The organism is Pseudoxanthomonas suwonensis (assembly GCF_010093235.1).
Lineage (GTDB): Bacteria > Pseudomonadota > Gammaproteobacteria > Xanthomonadales > Xanthomonadaceae > Pseudoxanthomonas > Pseudoxanthomonas suwonensis.
The window spans coordinates 20,844-36,522 of record NZ_PDWP01000031.1 but is presented as its reverse complement, the minus strand read 5'-3'; the positions used below and the strand labels follow the sequence as shown (position 1 = coordinate 36,522).

Annotated in this window: 10 protein-coding genes and 1 pseudogene; 8 read left to right on the top strand and 3 right to left on the bottom strand. The window is 71.7% G+C overall.

The features are described from left to right. Positions 1-379: 379 nt before the first annotated feature. Genes CSC68_RS13840 through CSC68_RS13830 form a run of 3 tightly spaced genes read left to right on the top strand, consistent with a single transcriptional unit; the run spans position 380 to position 7,813 of the window. Positions 380-1,609, top strand: coding sequence for an efflux RND transporter periplasmic adaptor subunit (locus CSC68_RS13840; protein ID WP_162204197.1), 1,230 nt, complete (start codon positions 380-382; stop codon positions 1,607-1,609). Further along, positions 1,606-4,707, top strand: a complete 3,102-nt coding sequence (locus CSC68_RS13835) for a multidrug efflux RND transporter permease subunit (protein WP_162204196.1) — start codon at positions 1,606-1,608, stop codon at positions 4,705-4,707. The genes CSC68_RS13840 and CSC68_RS13835 overlap by 4 nt, the downstream gene beginning before the upstream one ends. Position 4,708: 1 nt before the next feature. After that, positions 4,709-7,813 (top strand): efflux RND transporter permease subunit, encoded by a 3,105-nt coding sequence (locus CSC68_RS13830; protein ID WP_162204195.1) that lies wholly within the window; start codon positions 4,709-4,711, stop codon positions 7,811-7,813. Positions 7,814-8,131: 318 nt separating this feature from the next. Here the strand turns inward: CSC68_RS13830 and CSC68_RS13825 are convergent, their stop codons facing one another. From CSC68_RS13825 to CSC68_RS13815, 3 genes are all read right to left on the bottom strand, one after another. Further along, positions 8,132-8,953, bottom strand: coding sequence for an aminotransferase class IV (locus CSC68_RS13825; protein WP_162204194.1), 822 nt, complete (start codon positions 8,951-8,953; stop codon positions 8,132-8,134). Between the two features lie 54 nt (positions 8,954-9,007). After that, a complete protein-coding gene (gene ffh / locus CSC68_RS13820; protein ID WP_162204193.1) occupies positions 9,008-10,378 on the bottom strand; it encodes a signal recognition particle protein in 1,371 nt (456 codons plus the stop codon). 76 nt (positions 10,379-10,454) lie between these two features. Continuing rightward, the gene (locus CSC68_RS13815) at positions 10,455-10,898 is read right to left on the bottom strand and encodes a MarR family winged helix-turn-helix transcriptional regulator (RefSeq protein ID WP_246193588.1); all 444 of its coding nucleotides are present in this window, start codon (positions 10,896-10,898) and stop codon (positions 10,455-10,457) included. 12 nt (positions 10,899-10,910) lie between these two features. Here CSC68_RS13815 and CSC68_RS16170 point away from each other — a divergent pair. The 5 genes and pseudogenes from CSC68_RS16170 to CSC68_RS13790 form a co-directional block, all read left to right on the top strand. Beyond that, positions 10,911-11,648: pseudogene (locus CSC68_RS16170) on the top strand (FAD-dependent monooxygenase); the annotation flags it as partial. Between the two features lie 115 nt (positions 11,649-11,763). Then, positions 11,764-12,489 (top strand): FAD-dependent monooxygenase, encoded by a 726-nt coding sequence (locus CSC68_RS16060; RefSeq protein ID WP_162204191.1) that lies wholly within the window; start codon positions 11,764-11,766, stop codon positions 12,487-12,489. A 53-nt stretch (positions 12,490-12,542) separates the two neighbouring features. Further along, positions 12,543-12,992 carry a MarR family winged helix-turn-helix transcriptional regulator gene (locus tag CSC68_RS13800; RefSeq protein WP_162204190.1) on the top strand — a complete coding sequence of 150 codons (450 nt, stop codon included), beginning with the start codon at positions 12,543-12,545 and terminating at the stop codon, positions 12,990-12,992. Positions 12,993-12,995: 3 nt separating this feature from the next. Continuing rightward, positions 12,996-14,465, top strand: a complete 1,470-nt coding sequence (locus CSC68_RS13795) for an efflux transporter outer membrane subunit (RefSeq protein WP_162204189.1) — start codon at positions 12,996-12,998, stop codon at positions 14,463-14,465. A gap of 15 nt (positions 14,466-14,480) precedes the next feature. Beyond that, positions 14,481-15,662 carry an HlyD/EmrA/EmrK family protein gene (locus CSC68_RS13790; protein ID WP_162204188.1) on the top strand — a complete coding sequence of 394 codons (1,182 nt, stop codon included), beginning with the start codon at positions 14,481-14,483 and terminating at the stop codon, positions 15,660-15,662. The last annotated feature ends 17 nt before the right edge of the window (positions 15,663-15,679 follow it).

The window sequence follows — 15,679 nt, the reverse complement described above, 5'->3', positions numbered from 1 at the left end:
TAACTTGGACCATTCTTCTGTGCAGTTCACGATGTGTCTGCGTGTGGCACATGTCCACGAATCGCGTGCTTTTTTTTTTTTGAGATGTGTATAAGAGCCAGGGACCGTCCTGCCGGGCGCCCGGCCCGCCCGCCGCCTCGCCCCCTTTCGCCCCCCGTCGAGCCGTGCCATGGCGGCATAGCTCCTATGGCAGTACGCGCAAGCATGACCAAAGTCATGCAACCGCCGCGCAGGGGTCCCGTACCATCGCTGGACACGTGGCGTGCATCGCGCCGGACGCCCTGTCCGGCCAGGGAACGCGAGGCCCGCCGTACTCCGGCAACCACCCCGGACACCCTCCCGACGACGGGCCCGCGCCCGTCGCCCTGATGGACCTGCAATGAAAAAACCGACCCGCCTGTCCAAAGTGCTCCTGGCCATCGGCCTGGGGCTGGCCGTGTTGCTGCTGTGGCGCGGTTGCGCCGGCAAGGACGACCAGGGCCCGCCCGGAGGCCGCGGCGGCTGGGGCGAGCGCCCGCCGACGCCGGTGCGGGTGGCCACTGCCGAGCGCGGCCCGCTGGACCTGGAGATCAAGGCGCTGGGCACGGTCACTCCGCTGCGCACGGTGACCGTGCGTCCGCGGGTGGAAGGCGAACTGGTGCGCATCGCCTTCGCCGAGGGCCAGCAGGTCCGCGCCGGCCAGCTGCTGGCCGAGGTCGACCCGGCCCCGTTCCAGGTGCGCCTGGCCCAGGCCGAGGGCACCCAGAAGCAGAACCTGGCCGAGCTGGAGAACACCCGCATCCAGCTGCAGCGCTTCCGCGACCTGGCCGGCGCCAACTACGTCTCCGCCCAGGAAGTGTCCGACCTGCAGGCGCGCGTGCGCCAGTTCGAGGGCCGCCGCGAGAGCGACCAGGCCGCCGTGGACGAGGCCCGCCTGCAGCTGGGCTACACCCGCATCACCGCCCCGATCGACGGCCGCATCGGCCTGCGCACGGTGGACGTGGGCAACCTGGTGCGCGCCGGCGACGAGGACGGCATCGCCACCATCACCCAGACCCGCCCGATCAGCGTGGTGTTCGCCCTGCCCGAAGGAGTGCTGCCCACGGTCCACGCCGCGGTGCGCGAAGGCCAGGCGCTTGCGGTGCAGGCCTGGGACCGCGACGAGCGTCAGCCGCTGGCCACCGGCACCCTGTCCAGCCTGGACAACCGCATCGACGTGCAGACCGGCACCCTGCGCCTGCGCGCCCTGTTCGACAACGCCGACGAATCGCTCTTCCCCAACCAGTCGGTCAACGTGCGCCTGCGCCTGGGCAGCGCCGCCGTGGTCTCGATCCCGGATGCGGCGGTGCAGTCCGGCAACCGCGGTCCCTACGTCTACGTCGTCGCCGAGGACGACACCGCCAGCATGCGCGAGGTGAAGCTCGGCGCCAGCCACGAGGGCCGGGTGGCCGTGCTCGACGGCCTCCAGGACGGCGAGCGGGTGGTGCTGGAAGGCCTGGACCGGCTGCGCGAGGGCGGCAAGGTGCAGGTGGTCGATGCCGACGGCGCGCCCACCGACGCGGTCGAAACCGCCGAAGGCGGCGGCGACGCGGCCAGCGCCACCGGCGCCAGGGCGGCCGCCGCGCGATGAACCTGTCCCGCCCGTTCATCCTGCGCCCGGTGGCGACCTCGCTGCTGATGCTGGCGCTGCTGCTGTCGGGCCTGTTCGCCTACCGCCTGCTGCCGGTCTCGGCGCTGCCCCAGGTCGATTACCCGATCATCCAGGTGCTCACGCTGTATCCGGGCGCCAGCCCGTCGGTGACCACCAGCGCGGTGACCGCGCCGCTGGAACGTCGCCTCGGCCAGATCCCGGGCCTGAACCAGATGACCTCGACCAGCTCCGGCGGGGCCTCGGTGATCCCCCTGCAGTTCTCGCTGGAGGTGGACCTGGGCGTGGCCGAGCCGGAAGTGCAGGCCGCGATCAACGCCGCCTCCAACTTCCTGCCCGACGACCTGCCGATGCCGCCGGTGTACCGCAAGGTCAACCCGGCCGACACCCCGATCCTCACCCTGGCGGTGACCTCGCCCTCGATGGCCCTGCCGGAGGTCTACGACCTGGTCGACACGCGCATGGCCCAGCGCCTGTCGCAGCTGCCGGGCGTGGGCCTGGTCAGCCTGGCCGGTGGGCAGCGCCCCGCCGTGCGCATCCAGGTCAACCCGCATGCGCTGGCGGCCGCGGGCCTGGGCATGGGCGACATCCGCCGGGCGATCGGCGCGGCCAACGTCAACATGCCCAAGGGCAGCTTCGACGGCCCCACCCGCGCCACCATGCTCGATGCCAACGACCAGATGCGTTCGGCCGCCGAGTACCGCAACCTGGTGCTGGCCTGGAACGACGGCGCGCCCCTGCGCCTGGGCGACGTGGCCACGGTCGAACAGGGCCCGGAAAACAGCCAGCTGGCCGCCTGGTCCGGCAGGTCGCCGGCGATCCTGGTCAACATCCAGCGCCAGCCCGGCGCCAACGTGATCGAGGTGGTGGACCGGATCCACGCCCTGCTGCCGCAGCTGCGCGCATCGATGCCCGCGTCGGTGGACGTGACCGTGCTCAGCGACCGCACCGAGTCGATCCGCGCCTCGATCAAGGGCGTGCAGCACGAGCTGCTGCTGGCGATCGGCCTGGTGGTGCTGGTGACCTTCGTGTTCCTGCGCACGGTGCCGGCCACGATCATTCCCTCGATCGCGGTGCCGCTGTCGCTGGTGGCCCCCTTCGGGGTGATGCTGCTGGCGGGGTTCTCGCTCAACAACCTGACCCTGATGGCGCTGACCATCGCCACCGGCTTCGTGGTCGACGACGCGATCGTGATGCTGGAGAACATCGCCCGGCGCATGGAGGAAGGCGAAGGCCCGATGGAGGCCGCGCTCAACGGCGCGCGCCAGATCGGCTTCACCCTGGTCTCGCTGACCGTGTCGCTGGTCGCGGTGCTGATCCCGCTGCTGTTCATGGGCGACGTGGTCGGCAAGCTGTTCCACGAGTTCGCGATCACCCTGGCGGTGGCCATCGGCATCTCGCTGGTGGTCTCGCTGACCCTGACCCCGATGCTGTGCGCGCGCTTCCTCAAGGCCGGGCACGGCCATGGCGGCGAAACCGGCGCCGACGGCGCCCAGGGCGACATGTTCGACCGCGTGGTCGCGCTGTACGACCGCGGCCTGCACTGGGTGCTGGCGCGGCAGCCGCTGATGCTGGGCGCGACCGCGGCCACCCTGGCCCTGACCGTCGCGCTGTACATCGCCGTGCCCAAGGGCTTCTTCCCGGTGCAGGACGCAGGCCTCATCCAGGGCATCAGCGAGGCGCCGCAATCGGTCTCGTTCGAGGCCATGGCGCGGCGCCAGCAGGCGCTGGCCGACGCCATCCTCGCCGATCCGGACGTGGCCACGCTGTCCTCCTTCATCGGCGTGGACGGCAGCAACGCCACGCTCAACAGCGGGCGTTTCCTGGTCGAACTCAAGCCGCATGCGGAGCGCAGCGCGGGCGCGCTGGAGATCATCGAGCGGATCAAGCGCCGCGCCGCGGCGGTGCCGGGCATCGACCTGTACCTGCAGCCGGTGCAGGAACTGAGCATCGAGGACCGGGTCAGCCGCACCCAGTACCAGTTCGCCCTGACCACGCCGGACCTGGGCGAGCTCTCGCGCTGGACCGGCGCGATGCTGCAGGAGCTGCGCAGGCACCCGGCCCTGGCCGACGTGGCCAGCGACCTGCAGGACCAGGGCCTGCAGGCCTGGCTGGACATCGACCGCGATGCGGCCGCGCGCCTGGGCGTATCGGTCACGGCGATCGCCGACGCGCTGTACGACGCCTTCGGCCAGCGCCAGGTCTCGACCATCTTCACCCACGCCAACCAGTACCGCGTGGTCCTGGAGGCCGATCCGCGCTTCCAGCTGGGCCCTGAGGCGATCGGCCGCATCCACGTGGCCACCGCCGACGGCCGGCAGACGCCGCTGTCGGGCCTGGCGCGCGTGGAGACCCGCCCGACGCCGCTGCAGGTCAGCCACCTGGGCCAGTTCCCGGCAGTGACCTTCTCCTTCAATCTGGCGCCGGGCGCATCGCTCGGCGAGGCGGTGGCGGCGATCGAGCAGGCGCGCGCCGACATCGGCATGCCGGCCAGCGTCGAGCTGCGCCTGCAGGGCGCGGCGCAGGCGTTCCGCAACTCGCTCTCCAGCACCCTGTGGCTGATCCTGGCCGCGGTGCTGGTGATGTACATCGTGCTGGGCGTGCTCTACGAGAGCTTCATCCATCCGGTGACGATCCTCTCCACCCTGCCCTCGGCCACGGTCGGCGCGCTGGCCGCGCTGCTGCTGTCCGGGCGCAGCCTGGACCTGATCGCGGTGATCGGCATCATCCTGCTGATCGGCCTGGTGAAGAAGAACGCGATCATGATGATCGACTTCGCCCTGGAGGCCGAGCGCGAGCAGGGCCTGGCCCCGCGCGAGGCGATCCACCGCGCCGCCCTGCTGCGCTTCCGCCCGATCCTGATGACCACGCTGGCGGCGCTGTTCGCGGCCATACCGATGATGTTCGCCTCCGGCTCCGGCGCCGAGCTGCGCCAGCCACTGGGCCTGGTGATGGTCGGCGGCCTGCTGGTGAGCCAGGTGCTGACCCTGTTCACCACCCCGGTGGTGTACCTGTTCTTCGACCGCCTCTCGCGCCGGCGCGAGATGGCGGCCGAGGGTGCCGGCGCGACGGCGGCCTGAGATGCACGACGGCGCTTCGCCCAACCTGTCGCGGCTGTTCATCGAGCGCCCGGTGGCCACCGTGCTGCTCGCGGTGGCGGTGGTGCTGTGCGGCCTGCTGGCGCTGCGCCAGCTGCCGGTGGCGCCGCTGCCGCAGGTCGACTATCCGGCCATCCAGGTCAGCGCCAGCATGCCGGGCGGCAGCCCTGAGTCCATGGCCGCCACCGTGGCCACGCCGCTGGAGCGCGCGCTGGGCAGCATCCCGGGGATCACCCGCATCACCTCCAGCAGCAACCAGGGCAACACCCGCGTCGACCTGCAGTTCTCGCTGGACCGCGACATCGACGAGGCAGCGCGGGAGGTCCAGGCCGCGCTCAACGCCGCGCGTGCGCAGCTGCCCTCGGGCATGCCGGGCATGCCGCAGTACCGCAAGATCAATCCGTCGCAGGCGCCGATCATGACGATCGCGCTGAGCTCGGACACGCTCACGCCGGCGCAGGTGTTCGACGTGGCATCGACGGTGCTGGCGCAGAAGATCGCGCAGGTACCGGGCGTGGGCGAGGTCAGCGTCGGCGGCGGCTCGCTGCCGGCGGTGCGGGGCTCGCTCAACCCCGGCGCGCTGGACCAGTACGGCATCGCCCTGGAGGAGGTGGCCGCGGCGATCCGCAACGCCAACGCCCTGCGTCCGCTGGGCACGGTGGCCCGGGACGACCGCCAGTGGCAGGTCGAGGCCGCCCTGCAGCTGCGCACAGCGGAGGAATACCGCGACCTGGTGGTGGCCTGGCGCGACGGCCGCGCCGTGCACCTGCGCGACGTCGCCCAGGTCGGCGAAGGCACCGAGAACCGCTACGCCTCCGGCTTCCACAACGGCCGCGCGGCGGTGCTGATGATGGTCAATCGCCAGCCCAGCGCCAACATCATCCGCACCGTGGACGCGATCCACGCGCAGATGGACACGCTGCGTGCCCTGCTGCCGGCCGGCGTGGACATGAAGGTGGGGATGGACCGCTCGCCGGTGATCCGCGCCACACTGCGCGAGGCCGAGGCCACCCTGGTGCTGGCCGTGGGCCTGGTCGTGCTGGTGGTGCTGGCCTTCCTCGGCAGCTGGCGCGCCGCGCTGGTGCCCTCGCTGGCGATCCCGGTGTCGCTGTTCGGCGCGCTGGCGATCATCTGGCTGGCCGGCTTCTCGCTCAACACGCTGTCGCTGATGGCGCTGATCGTGGCCGCGGTGCTGGTGGTGGACGACGCCATCGTGGTGCTGGAGAACATCTCCCGCCACTTGGCCGCCGGGCTGTCGCCGGTGGCCGCGGCGATGCGCGGCGCCGGCGAGGTCGGCGCCACCCTGCTGTCGATGAACATCGCCCTGGGCGTGGTGTTCGTCTCGATCCTGTTCCTGGACGACTTCGTCGAGAAGCTGTTCCGCGAGTTCTCGCTGACCCTGGTGGCGGCGATGGCGGTGTCGGTGCTGGTCTCGCTGAGCTTCACCCCGGCGCTGTGCTCGCGCCTGCTGCGCAGCGCCGGCCCGGACCGCGTGGTGCCGCCGTGGGAGCGGCTGGGCGAGCTGCTGTTCGGTGGCCTGCGCCGGCTGTACCTGCGCTCGCTGGACCGCACCCTCGCCCACCTGCCCCTGGCGTTGTGCGTGCTGGCGGCGACGGTGGCGCTCAACGCCTTCCTGTTCGCCAAGGTGCCCAAGGGCACGGTGCCGCAGCAGGACACCGGCCAGCTGCGCGGCTTCATCCGCGGCGACGACGGCCTGTCGTTCCAGGTGATGCAGCCGAAGATCCAGGCCTATCGCGAGTTCCTGCTGCAGGACCCGGCGATTGCCGACATCGCCGGCTACATCGGCGGCGGCACCGGCGTGAACAATGGCTTCGTGATGATGCAGATGAAGCCGCTCGCCGAGCGCAAGGTCTCCAGCCGGGAAGTCATCGACCGCCTGCGCGCGAACCTGCCCCGCGTGCCGGGCGGCAACCTGTGGCTGTGGGTGGACCAGGACATCCGCATCGGCGGCGGCAACGACGACGGCAACCTGGACCTGCAGCTGCTGGCCGGCGACATCGAACCGCTGCAGCAGTGGACGCCGAAAGTGCAGGAGGCACTGGCGGCGCTGCCACAACTGGTGGACGTGGAATCCAGCGGCGACGAGGGCATGCGCCAGGTACAGCTGCACATCGACCGCGAGGCGGCGGCGCGGCTGGGCGTGGACATCCGCATGGTCGGCACCGTGCTCAACAACTCCTTCAGCCAGCGCCAGGTCGCCACGCTCTACGACAGCCTCAACCAGTACCGGGTGGTGATGGAGCTCGACCCGCGCCACACCGCGTCGCCGGAGACGCTTCAGCAGGTCCACGTGATCGCCTCGGATGGACGCCGCGTGCCGCTGTCGGCGTTCGCGACCTGGGACTACGGCATGGCCCCGGACCGGATCCAGCACCGCGCGCAGTTCGTGTCCACCCGCATCAGCTTCGCCCTCGCCCCCGGCGTCACCCTGGGCGAGGCCACCGATGCGATCGGGCAGGCGATGGCGAAGATCATGCTGCCGACGGAAGTACAGGCGCGCCTGGGCGAAGAGGCCGGCAGCCTGCAGCAGCTGCGCGACCGCCAGGCGTGGCTGATCCTCGGCGCGGTGCTGGCGGTGTACCTGGTCCTCGGCGTACTGTACGAAAGCCTGGTGCAACCGCTGGCGATCCTGTCGATCCTGCCCTCGGCCGGCATCGGCGCGCTGCTGGCGCTGCTGGTCTTCGATGGCGAGCTCAACCTGATCTCGCTGCTGGGCCTGTTCCTGCTGGTGGGCGTGGTGATGAAGAACACCATCCTCATGGTCGACTTCGCCCTGGCCGCGCAGCGCGAGGGCCAGCCGGCGCACGCGGCGATCCTGGAGGCCGCGAAGCTGCGCTTCCGCCCGATCCTGATGACCAGCGTAGCCGCGCTGCTGGGCATGCTGCCGCTGATGCTGGCCACCGGCGAAGGCTGGGAAATGCGCCGCCCGCTGGGCATCGCCATCGTCGGCGGCCTGCTGGTCAGCCAGGTGCTGACGCTCTACACCACGCCGGCGGTGTTCCTGGCGCTGGACCGGCTGCGGGCGCGGGTGGCGCGGAAGGCCCGCGCGGCTTCGTCGACGGCGTAACCGCCTGGCTGGGTCCGGGCTACGGATCACTCCCCTCTCCGGGCGGGAGTGGCCGGGGATGTTGGTCGGTCGCCGACCGATGCCGCAGGCAGCCCTACCCTCACCCCCCTACCCCTCGGGAGAGGGCTTGCGGCGGCGGGACGAAGCCACGGCCCGGACGTGCCCGCAGACGCGCCGTGCCGGGCGCCTCCCGGCAGCGGCCATGGATGGCCGCTGCAGCGGGTCGCACATGGCTATGCACCCGGGCGGCGCCGCAGCAGCGAAGCTCCCCGCCGGAGCCTGCGACTCCAGCGCCCACCCGTCCGCGCAACTACACGGTTACGCCAAGGGCTCCCAGCGCGCCTGCGCCGTGGCCGAGGCCAGCAGCGCATCCAGCCCGGGCGATATGCCGTACTCCACCGCGTCGATCGCGGTGATGCGCTGCACGCCGTTGGCGTTGATCGCGAATGCGGCGAAGAAGGCGCTGACATCGGCCAGCGCCACCGGCCGCACCTGCTGCGGGCAGTCGAGGCGATCCAGGCCCTGCTGCAGCAACTGCTCCGCGGTGCCGCGCAGGGCCGGTCCCTCCGGCCAGGTGATGCCGTGCCCGTCCCAGAAGCCGATGTTCCAGACCGTGCCTTCCACCACGCGTGCCTCCAGGCCCGCGCCTTCCACGAACAGCGCGTCGTCGAAGCTGGCCTGCAGGGCCAGGCGGCGATGCTGGAACAGCGGGAAGGTGGCGACGTGCTTGAGGTGCGGGAACGGCCGCACGAACGCGGTACTGCGCACGCGGATCGGCCTGCCGACCGCCGCCACCGGCGCGGTGGCCGCCACCAGCACGTCCGGCTGCAGCGCGCGCAGCGGCTGGCGGTGGTCGAAATCGCGGGCGAACACGGTCACCCGCAGCGAGCAGTCGCCGCCCATCGCCGCGGCCGCCTGCGCCATCCAGGCACGGACCCGGGCTTCGTCCAGCGGCGCATCGAACAGTTCGGCATTGCCACGGCGCAACCGCGCCAGGTGCAGGCCCAGGCCGGGCGCACGCCCACCGCGCACCTGCAGCGAGGTGAAGTGGCCATAGTTGGCCTGCGCGAGCGCGCGCAGGCCATGCGGATCGGACGCGGCCGGCTGGCCGTTGAGCAGATACGTTCCCGCTGCCTGCATCGACTTCCCCTGGTCGTGGTGGCAGGCCGGCGGCATGCGCCGCCGGCTGGCGGATCAGCGGAACGGCATGCGGCCCATGCCGCCCATCATGCCCTGCAGGCCGCGCATCATGCCCTTCATGCCGCCGCGGCCCATCTTCGACATCATCTTCTCCATCTGCTGGTACTGCTTCAGCAGCTTGTTGACGTCGGCCGGGGTGGTACCGGAGCCGCGGGCGATGCGGGCGCGGCGCGAGCCGTTGAGCAGGCCGGGGTTGCGGCGTTCCTTGGGCGTCATCGAGTTGATGATCGCGATCATGCGCGGCACCTCGCGGCTCTGCGCGACCTGCTGCTTGAGGTGTTCCGGGATCTGGCCCATGCCCGGCAGCTTGTCCAGCAGCTCGCCGATGCCGCCCATGTTCTGCATCTGCTCGAACTGGTCGCGCATGTCGTTGAGGTCGAACTTCTTGCCCTTGGCGACCTTGGCGGCGAGCTTGGCGGCCTTCTCCTGGTCGACGTTCTGCTCGACCTGCTCGACCAGCGACAGCACGTCGCCCATGTCGAGGATGCGCGCGGCGACGCGGTCCGGGTGGAACACGTCCAGGCCGTCGAGCTTCTCGCCAGTACCGACGAACTTGATCGGCTTGCCGGTGATGTAGCGCACCGAGAGCGCGGCGCCGCCGCGGGCGTCGCCGTCGGTCTTGGTCAGCACCACGCCGGTCAACGGCAGCGCCTCGGAGAAGGCCTTGGCGGTGTTGGCCGCGTCCTGGCCGGTCATGGCATCAACCACGAACAGGGTCTCGGCCGGATTGACCGCCGCGTGCAGGGCCTTGATCTCGGCCATCATCGCCTCGTCGATGGCGAGGCGGCCGGCGGTATCGACGATCAGCACGTCGACAAAGGACTTGCGCGCATCGGCGATGGCGGCGCGGACGATGTCCTCCGGCTTCTGCCCGGCGTCGGACGGGAAGAACAGCACGCCGGTCTGCTCGGCCAGGGTCTTCAGCTGCTCGATCGCGGCCGGACGGTAGACGTCGGCGCTGACCACCATGACCTTCTTCTTGCGCTTTTCCTTCAGGTGCCTGGCAAGCTTGCCGACGGTGGTGGTCTTGCCCGCGCCCTGCAGGCCGGCCATCAGGAACACCGCCGGGGCCGGGACGTTGAGGTTCAGGTCGGTGGCGGACGAGCCCATGACCGCGGTCAGCTCGTCGCGCACCACCTTGATCAGGGCCTGGCCCGGGGTCAGCGACTTGAGCACCTCCTGGCCGACCGCGCGCACCTTGATGCGCTGGATCAGGGCCTGGACCACCGGCAGGGCGACGTCGGCCTCCAGCAGGGCGATGCGCACCTCGCGCACGGCCTCGCTGATGTTGGATTCGGTCAGCCGGCCGCGGCCCCGCAGGCGCTCGAGGGTGCCGGACAGGCGCTGGGTCAGGGATTCGAACATTCGGGCGGACCGGAAGGCGGAAAACGGCCGGCGATTATAGCCGGCGCAGGCCGGGCGTCCCCGTGCGCACCACCGTTCAGCCCGGCCGCGCCTCCATCCGTTCCAGTTCGGCGGCGAAGCGGGTCATCAGCCGCACCAGCTCCTCCACGTCCCGCTCCGGCCAGTCGCGGAACGCTTCGCGCGCCAGGCGCGCGCGCGCTTCGTCCAGCCGGTCGGTCATCTCCTTGCCCTTGGGCGCGACCAGCGCCTCGCGGATCCGGCGGTCCTGGGCATTGCCGCGGCGGGTGACCAGCTCCATCGCCTCGAGCCTGGCGACCTGGCGGCTGACGGTGGTGTAGTCCCGGCCCAGGCGCTCGGCCAGCTCCACCACCCCGATCGGCCCCATCCGTTCGATCGCCACCAGCAGGCGGAACAGGGCCTGGTCCAGGCGGATACCCGCGGCTGCGACCAGCCGCTGGTCGTTGCGAGGCCGGTTCATCACGCTGGCGATGGCGATCAGCGCGCCGTGCAGCTCCCTCATCCGGGCAGGAATATGTGTATCTTGCACATTCTTGGATCGGGCCATTACGGTGTCCTCCATGTGTGCATTTTGCACATTTTGGAGAAGCCCATGAAGACGCATACCGATGTCCTGATCTGTGGCGCCGGCGCCACGGGCCTGGTGCTGGCCCTCGACCTCGCCCGGCGCGGGATCCCGTTCCTCCTGGTCGACAAACTGGCACGGCCGTTCCACGGCTCCCGCGGCAAGGGCCTCCAGCCCCGCAGCCTGGAGATCTTCGAGGCCCTGGGCGTGCTGGACCGCCTGGCCGCGGCCGGCGGCCCCTACCCCCCGCTACGCCGGCACCTGCCGGATGGCGGCCACCTCGACCACCCGATCGGCGGCGACTTCCATGACTCCCCTTCCACGCCCGCCGAGCCCTACCGGATGCCGCTGATGGTCGCCCAGGCCACCACCGAGGCGATCCTGCGGGCACGCCTGCTGGAACTGGGCCACAGCCCCCGCTACGGACATGCCGTCGTCGGCTTCGACCAGGATGGCGACGGCGTGGACGTACGGATCGAGGCCCCGGACGGCGTGCGCACCGTGCGCGCCCGCTACCTCGTCGGCGCCGATGGCGGCGGCAGCTTCGTCCGTCGGACGCTGGACATCGGCTTCCGCGGCCGGACCCTGGGCCAGCGCGCCCTGGTGGCGGACCTTGCCGTGACCGGGCTTGGCCGCGACGCCTGGCACCAGTTCAACGAAGCCAGCGACCGCCTGACCATGCTCTGCCCGCTGATGGGCACCGACGACCTGTTCCAGGTGCAGGCAGCCTTGCCTCCGACGGGGGGACATCGACCTGTCCCCTGCCGGCCTGGAGGCGCTGCTGCGCGAACGCTGCAATGGCATGGACCTGCGCGTCATCCGCGCGCCCTGGGCGTCGGTCTACGAGATGAACGCACGCCTGGCCGAGCGCTACCGTGTCGGCAGGGTGCTCCTGGCAGGCGACGCCGCCCACGTCCATCCGCCGACCGGCGGCCAGGGCCTGAACACCAGCGTGCAGGACGCATGGAACCTCGGCTGGAAGCTGGCGGCGGTGCTGCAGGGCGCGCCCGAGGCGCTGCTGGACACCTACGAGGTCGAACGCCGGGCGGTCGCGTCGGACCTCCTCGAAATGTCCAGCCGGCTGCTCGACAACGCCCGCCGCGGCGACCATGGCCGCGGCCGCGAGACCCTGCAGCTGGAACTGGGATACCGCGAGGGGCCACTGGCCCCGGCGAGCACCTGCCCTGCTGCCGTGTGCCCCGGCGACCGGGCCCCGGATGCCCGCCTGCAGGGCGCGGCCGGCCAGGCCCGCCGCCTGTTCGACCTGCTCGGCGGTCCCCACTGGACGCTGCTGGCGGCCGGCGATCCCCGCCCCCTCCCGGCGACCGCGGGGGTGCGCACGCACGTCATCGGGCCGGCGGGAGAACTGCGCGATGTCCACGGCGACTTCGCAGCCGCCTACGGACTGCCGCCCGGCGGCTGGGCCCTGGTGCGGCCGGACGGCTACCTGGGACCGATCGGAACCGGTGAGCAGCTGCCCGGCCTCCAGGACTGGCTGGCCCAGGTCCTGCCGCCCCCAGCCAGTTGATCGGACAATATTTGATGTTGCAAATATTGCGCGGGCGAGTATCATCCCCGCGCATGTCCTCCTCCTCCATCTGCACCGGCTCCGCCCTGGGCCTGCTCGTGCGGCAGGTCCGCGATGCCATGCGTGCCCGCTGGCAGCACGAGCTGGTCACGGTCGGCCACGACCTCACCTTCAGCCAGTTCCTGACCATCAAGAAGCTGGCCGACGGCGTCGCCAATGCGACCGAACTGGCGCGCATCGCCGAACTCAGCCCGGGGGCCATGACCCGCCTGCTGGACAGGCTGGAGGCCCGCGGGCTGATCGTCCGCAGCGCTGATCCGGGCGACCGCCGCGCGCTCAACATCCGCCTGACCGACGCCGGCAAGCAGATCGCCCGCGACATCGCCCAGTGCGGCGAGCGCGTCCGCGACGTCGCCCTCGCGGGCCTGGACGACGCCCAGCGCGCGCAGTTCATCAGCCTGCTGGAGCAGGTCCGCGACAACCTTTCCATTCCGGAATCCTGACCGATGCATCCCCGCCCCCTCTCCGGCCGCCCCGTGGCGGCCCTAGGCACGTTGTTCCTTGCGCTGGCGCTGGCCGGTTGCGCCAGCCCCGGTGGACTGGACCCGGCGGCCCAGCCACAGGACGCCGACAGCCATGAAGTGGCCCGCAGCCTCGCCGGCGCGCCGCTCAGCGAAGCCGGCTTCCCCCGCCAGGACTGGTGGCGCGCCTTCGGCGACCCGCAGCTGGACGCGCTGGTCTCCGAAGCGCTGGACGGCACCCCTTCGCTGGCCGCTGCCGAGGCGCGCCTGCGCAAGGCACGCGCCCAGGCCGGGCTGGCCGACGCGGCGCGCAAGCCGGTCGTCGCCGGCAGCGCCCAGTACGCGGTCGCCCAGCTGCCCAGGGGCCTGGCCGGCGACGAACTGGGCGGCGAGCTGATGCACAACGCCGTGCTGATGCTCAACTTCGACTGGCCGCTGGACGTGTGGGGCGGCAAGCGCGCCGAGTACGAGGCCGCGCTGGGCCAGGCCCGCGCCGCCGAGATCGACGCCCAGGCCGCGCGCCTCGCCCTGGCGGCCGACGTGACGCGTGCCTACATCGCCCTGGCCCAGGCCTTCGAGACACAGGACCTGGCCCTGCGCGAGCAGCAACGCAGCGAGCACCTGCTGCAGCTGGGCCGCCAGCGCGTGGATGCGGGCATCGACGGGGCGCTGGCGCTGCGCAATGCCGAGACCGCCATCGCCACGGCCAAGGCCCAGGTCGAGGCCGCGCAGCAGCAGATCGACGCCCTGCGCAACACCCTCGCCGCCCTGCTGGGCAAGGGTCCCGACCGCGGCCTGGACATCGCCCGCCCGCGGCTGCTGCAGGCCCCCGCCCCCGCGCTGCCGGGCGTGCTGCCCAGCGAACTGCTGGGCCGCCGCCCCGACGTGGTCGCCGCGCGCTGGCGGGTCGAGGCCGCCGCGCAGGGCATCAGGTCGGCGAAGGCCATGTTCAGGCCCGCCATCGATCTCAGCGGCCTGGTCGGCCTGGCGGCCACCGGCTTCTCCGACCTGTTCGACAGCGATGCCGTGCTCGGCTTCGGTGGCCCGGCGATCAGCCTGCCGATCTTCGATGGCGGCGCGCGCCGCAACCAGCTGGACGCGCGCGACGCCGACTACGACCTGGCCGTGGCCGGCTACAACCAGGGCGTGGTCGAGGCCCTGCACGAGGTCACCGACGCGGTCCAGGCCATCCGTTCGCTGGACGCGCAGGAATGCTCGCTGCAGGAGGCCCGGGCCTCGGCCGAGGCCGCGCTGCAGCTGGCCGAGACGCGCTACGCCGCCGGCATCGGCACCCAGCTCGACGTGCTGGCCGCACAGCGACCGCTGCTGCAGGTCGAACAGCAGCTGGCCGCGCTGCGCGCGCAACGCTACCTGGCCACGGTCGACCTCGACCGCGCCCTCGGCGGCGGCCTGTCGTTCGACGCGCCGGCCACCACCTCCCTTCCGAATTCCTGACCCCCGCCAACGCCCATGACCACCGAAACCAATCCGCAAGCAACCGCGCCGGCCGGCAACGGCAAGCGCACGCGCGCCCTGAAGATCCTGCTGTCGGTCCTGGTGCTGGCCGGCGCCGCCTGGCTGGCCTGGTACCTGGTGTACGCGCGCTGGCACGAGGACACTGACGACGCCTATGCCCAGGGCAACGTGGTGAGCCTGGTGCCCCAGACCGCCGGCACCGTGGTCGGCATCGAGGTCGACGACGGCGACCGCGTCGAGGCCGGCCAGGTGCTGGTGCAGCTGGATCCGAACGACGCCCAGGTCGCCTACGACCAGGCCGTGGCCAACCTGGCCGCGACCGTGCGCCAGGTGCGCGGCTACTTCAGCAGCGCCGACGCCGCCCAGGCCGAACTGCGCGCGCGCCAGGTCGCGGTCGAGCAGGCGCGCGCCGACGTGAAGCGCCGCGAAGGCCTGGTCGCCAGCGGCGCGATATCGCGCGAGGAGCTGGCCCACGCCCGCGACGTGCTCGCCGCCGCCGAGGCCGCGCTGGGCACCGCCCAGGGCAACCTGCAGCGCAGCCGCGCCCTGGTCGACGCCACCACCGTGCAGGAGCAGCCGCAGGTGCAGGCGGCCGCCTCGCAGCTGCGCCAGGCCTACCTGGAGCTGCAGCGCACCGCCATCGTCGCCCCGGTGTCCGGCTATGTCGCTAGGCGCCAGGTGCAGCTGGGCCAGCGCGTCCAGCCCGGCGCCACGCTGATGACCGTGGTGCCCCTGGAGCAGATGTGGGTAGAGGCCAACTTCAAGGAAACCCAGCTGGGGCGCATGCGCATCGGCCAGCCGGTCGAGGTCAGGGCCGACCTGTACGGCGGCAGCGTCCGCTACCAGGGCAAGGTCGCCAGCCTCGGCCTCGGCACCGGCAGCGCGTTCTCGCTGCTGCCGGCGCAGAACGCCTCGGGCAACTGGATCAAGATCGTGCAGCGCGTGCCGGTGCGGATCGAGCTGGATCCGCAGCAGCTGGCCACCCATCCGCTGCGCGTGGGCCTGAGCATGCACGTCGACGTCGATGTCAGTGACGACAGCGGCCAGGTGCTGGCGCAGTCGCGCAAGGCCGCCGAACCGCGCTTCGCCACCGCCGTCTACCGCCGGCAGCTGGACGAGGCCAACGCGCTGATCGCCCGGATCGTCGAGCAGAACCTGCCGCGCGCGCGCGGCTGAGCGGACGACCTCCCCCC

Excerpts from the sequence above, each read along its gene's own strand:
- CSC68_RS13840 (WP_162204197.1), top strand. The coding sequence starts at position 380 with ATGAAAAAACCGACCCGCCTGTCCAAAGTGCTCCTGGCCATCGGCCTG.
- CSC68_RS13835 (WP_162204196.1), top strand. The coding sequence starts at position 1,606 with ATGAACCTGTCCCGCCCGTTCATCCTGCGCCCGGTGGCGACCTCGCTG.
- CSC68_RS13830 (WP_162204195.1), top strand. The coding sequence starts at position 4,709 with ATGCACGACGGCGCTTCGCCCAACCTGTCGCGGCTGTTCATCGAGCGC.
- CSC68_RS13825 (WP_162204194.1), bottom strand. The coding sequence starts at position 8,953 with ATGCAGGCAGCGGGAACGTATCTGCTCAACGGCCAGCCGGCCGCGTCC.
- ffh (WP_162204193.1), bottom strand. The coding sequence starts at position 10,378 with ATGTTCGAATCCCTGACCCAGCGCCTGTCCGGCACCCTCGAGCGCCTG.
- CSC68_RS13815 (WP_246193588.1), bottom strand. The coding sequence starts at position 10,898 with ATGAGGGAGCTGCACGGCGCGCTGATCGCCATCGCCAGCGTGATGAAC.
- CSC68_RS16060 (WP_162204191.1), top strand. The coding sequence starts at position 11,764 with ATGGACCTGCGCGTCATCCGCGCGCCCTGGGCGTCGGTCTACGAGATG.
- CSC68_RS13800 (WP_162204190.1), top strand. The coding sequence starts at position 12,543 with ATGTCCTCCTCCTCCATCTGCACCGGCTCCGCCCTGGGCCTGCTCGTG.
- CSC68_RS13795 (WP_162204189.1), top strand. The coding sequence starts at position 12,996 with ATGCATCCCCGCCCCCTCTCCGGCCGCCCCGTGGCGGCCCTAGGCACG.
- CSC68_RS13790 (WP_162204188.1), top strand. The coding sequence starts at position 14,481 with ATGACCACCGAAACCAATCCGCAAGCAACCGCGCCGGCCGGCAACGGC.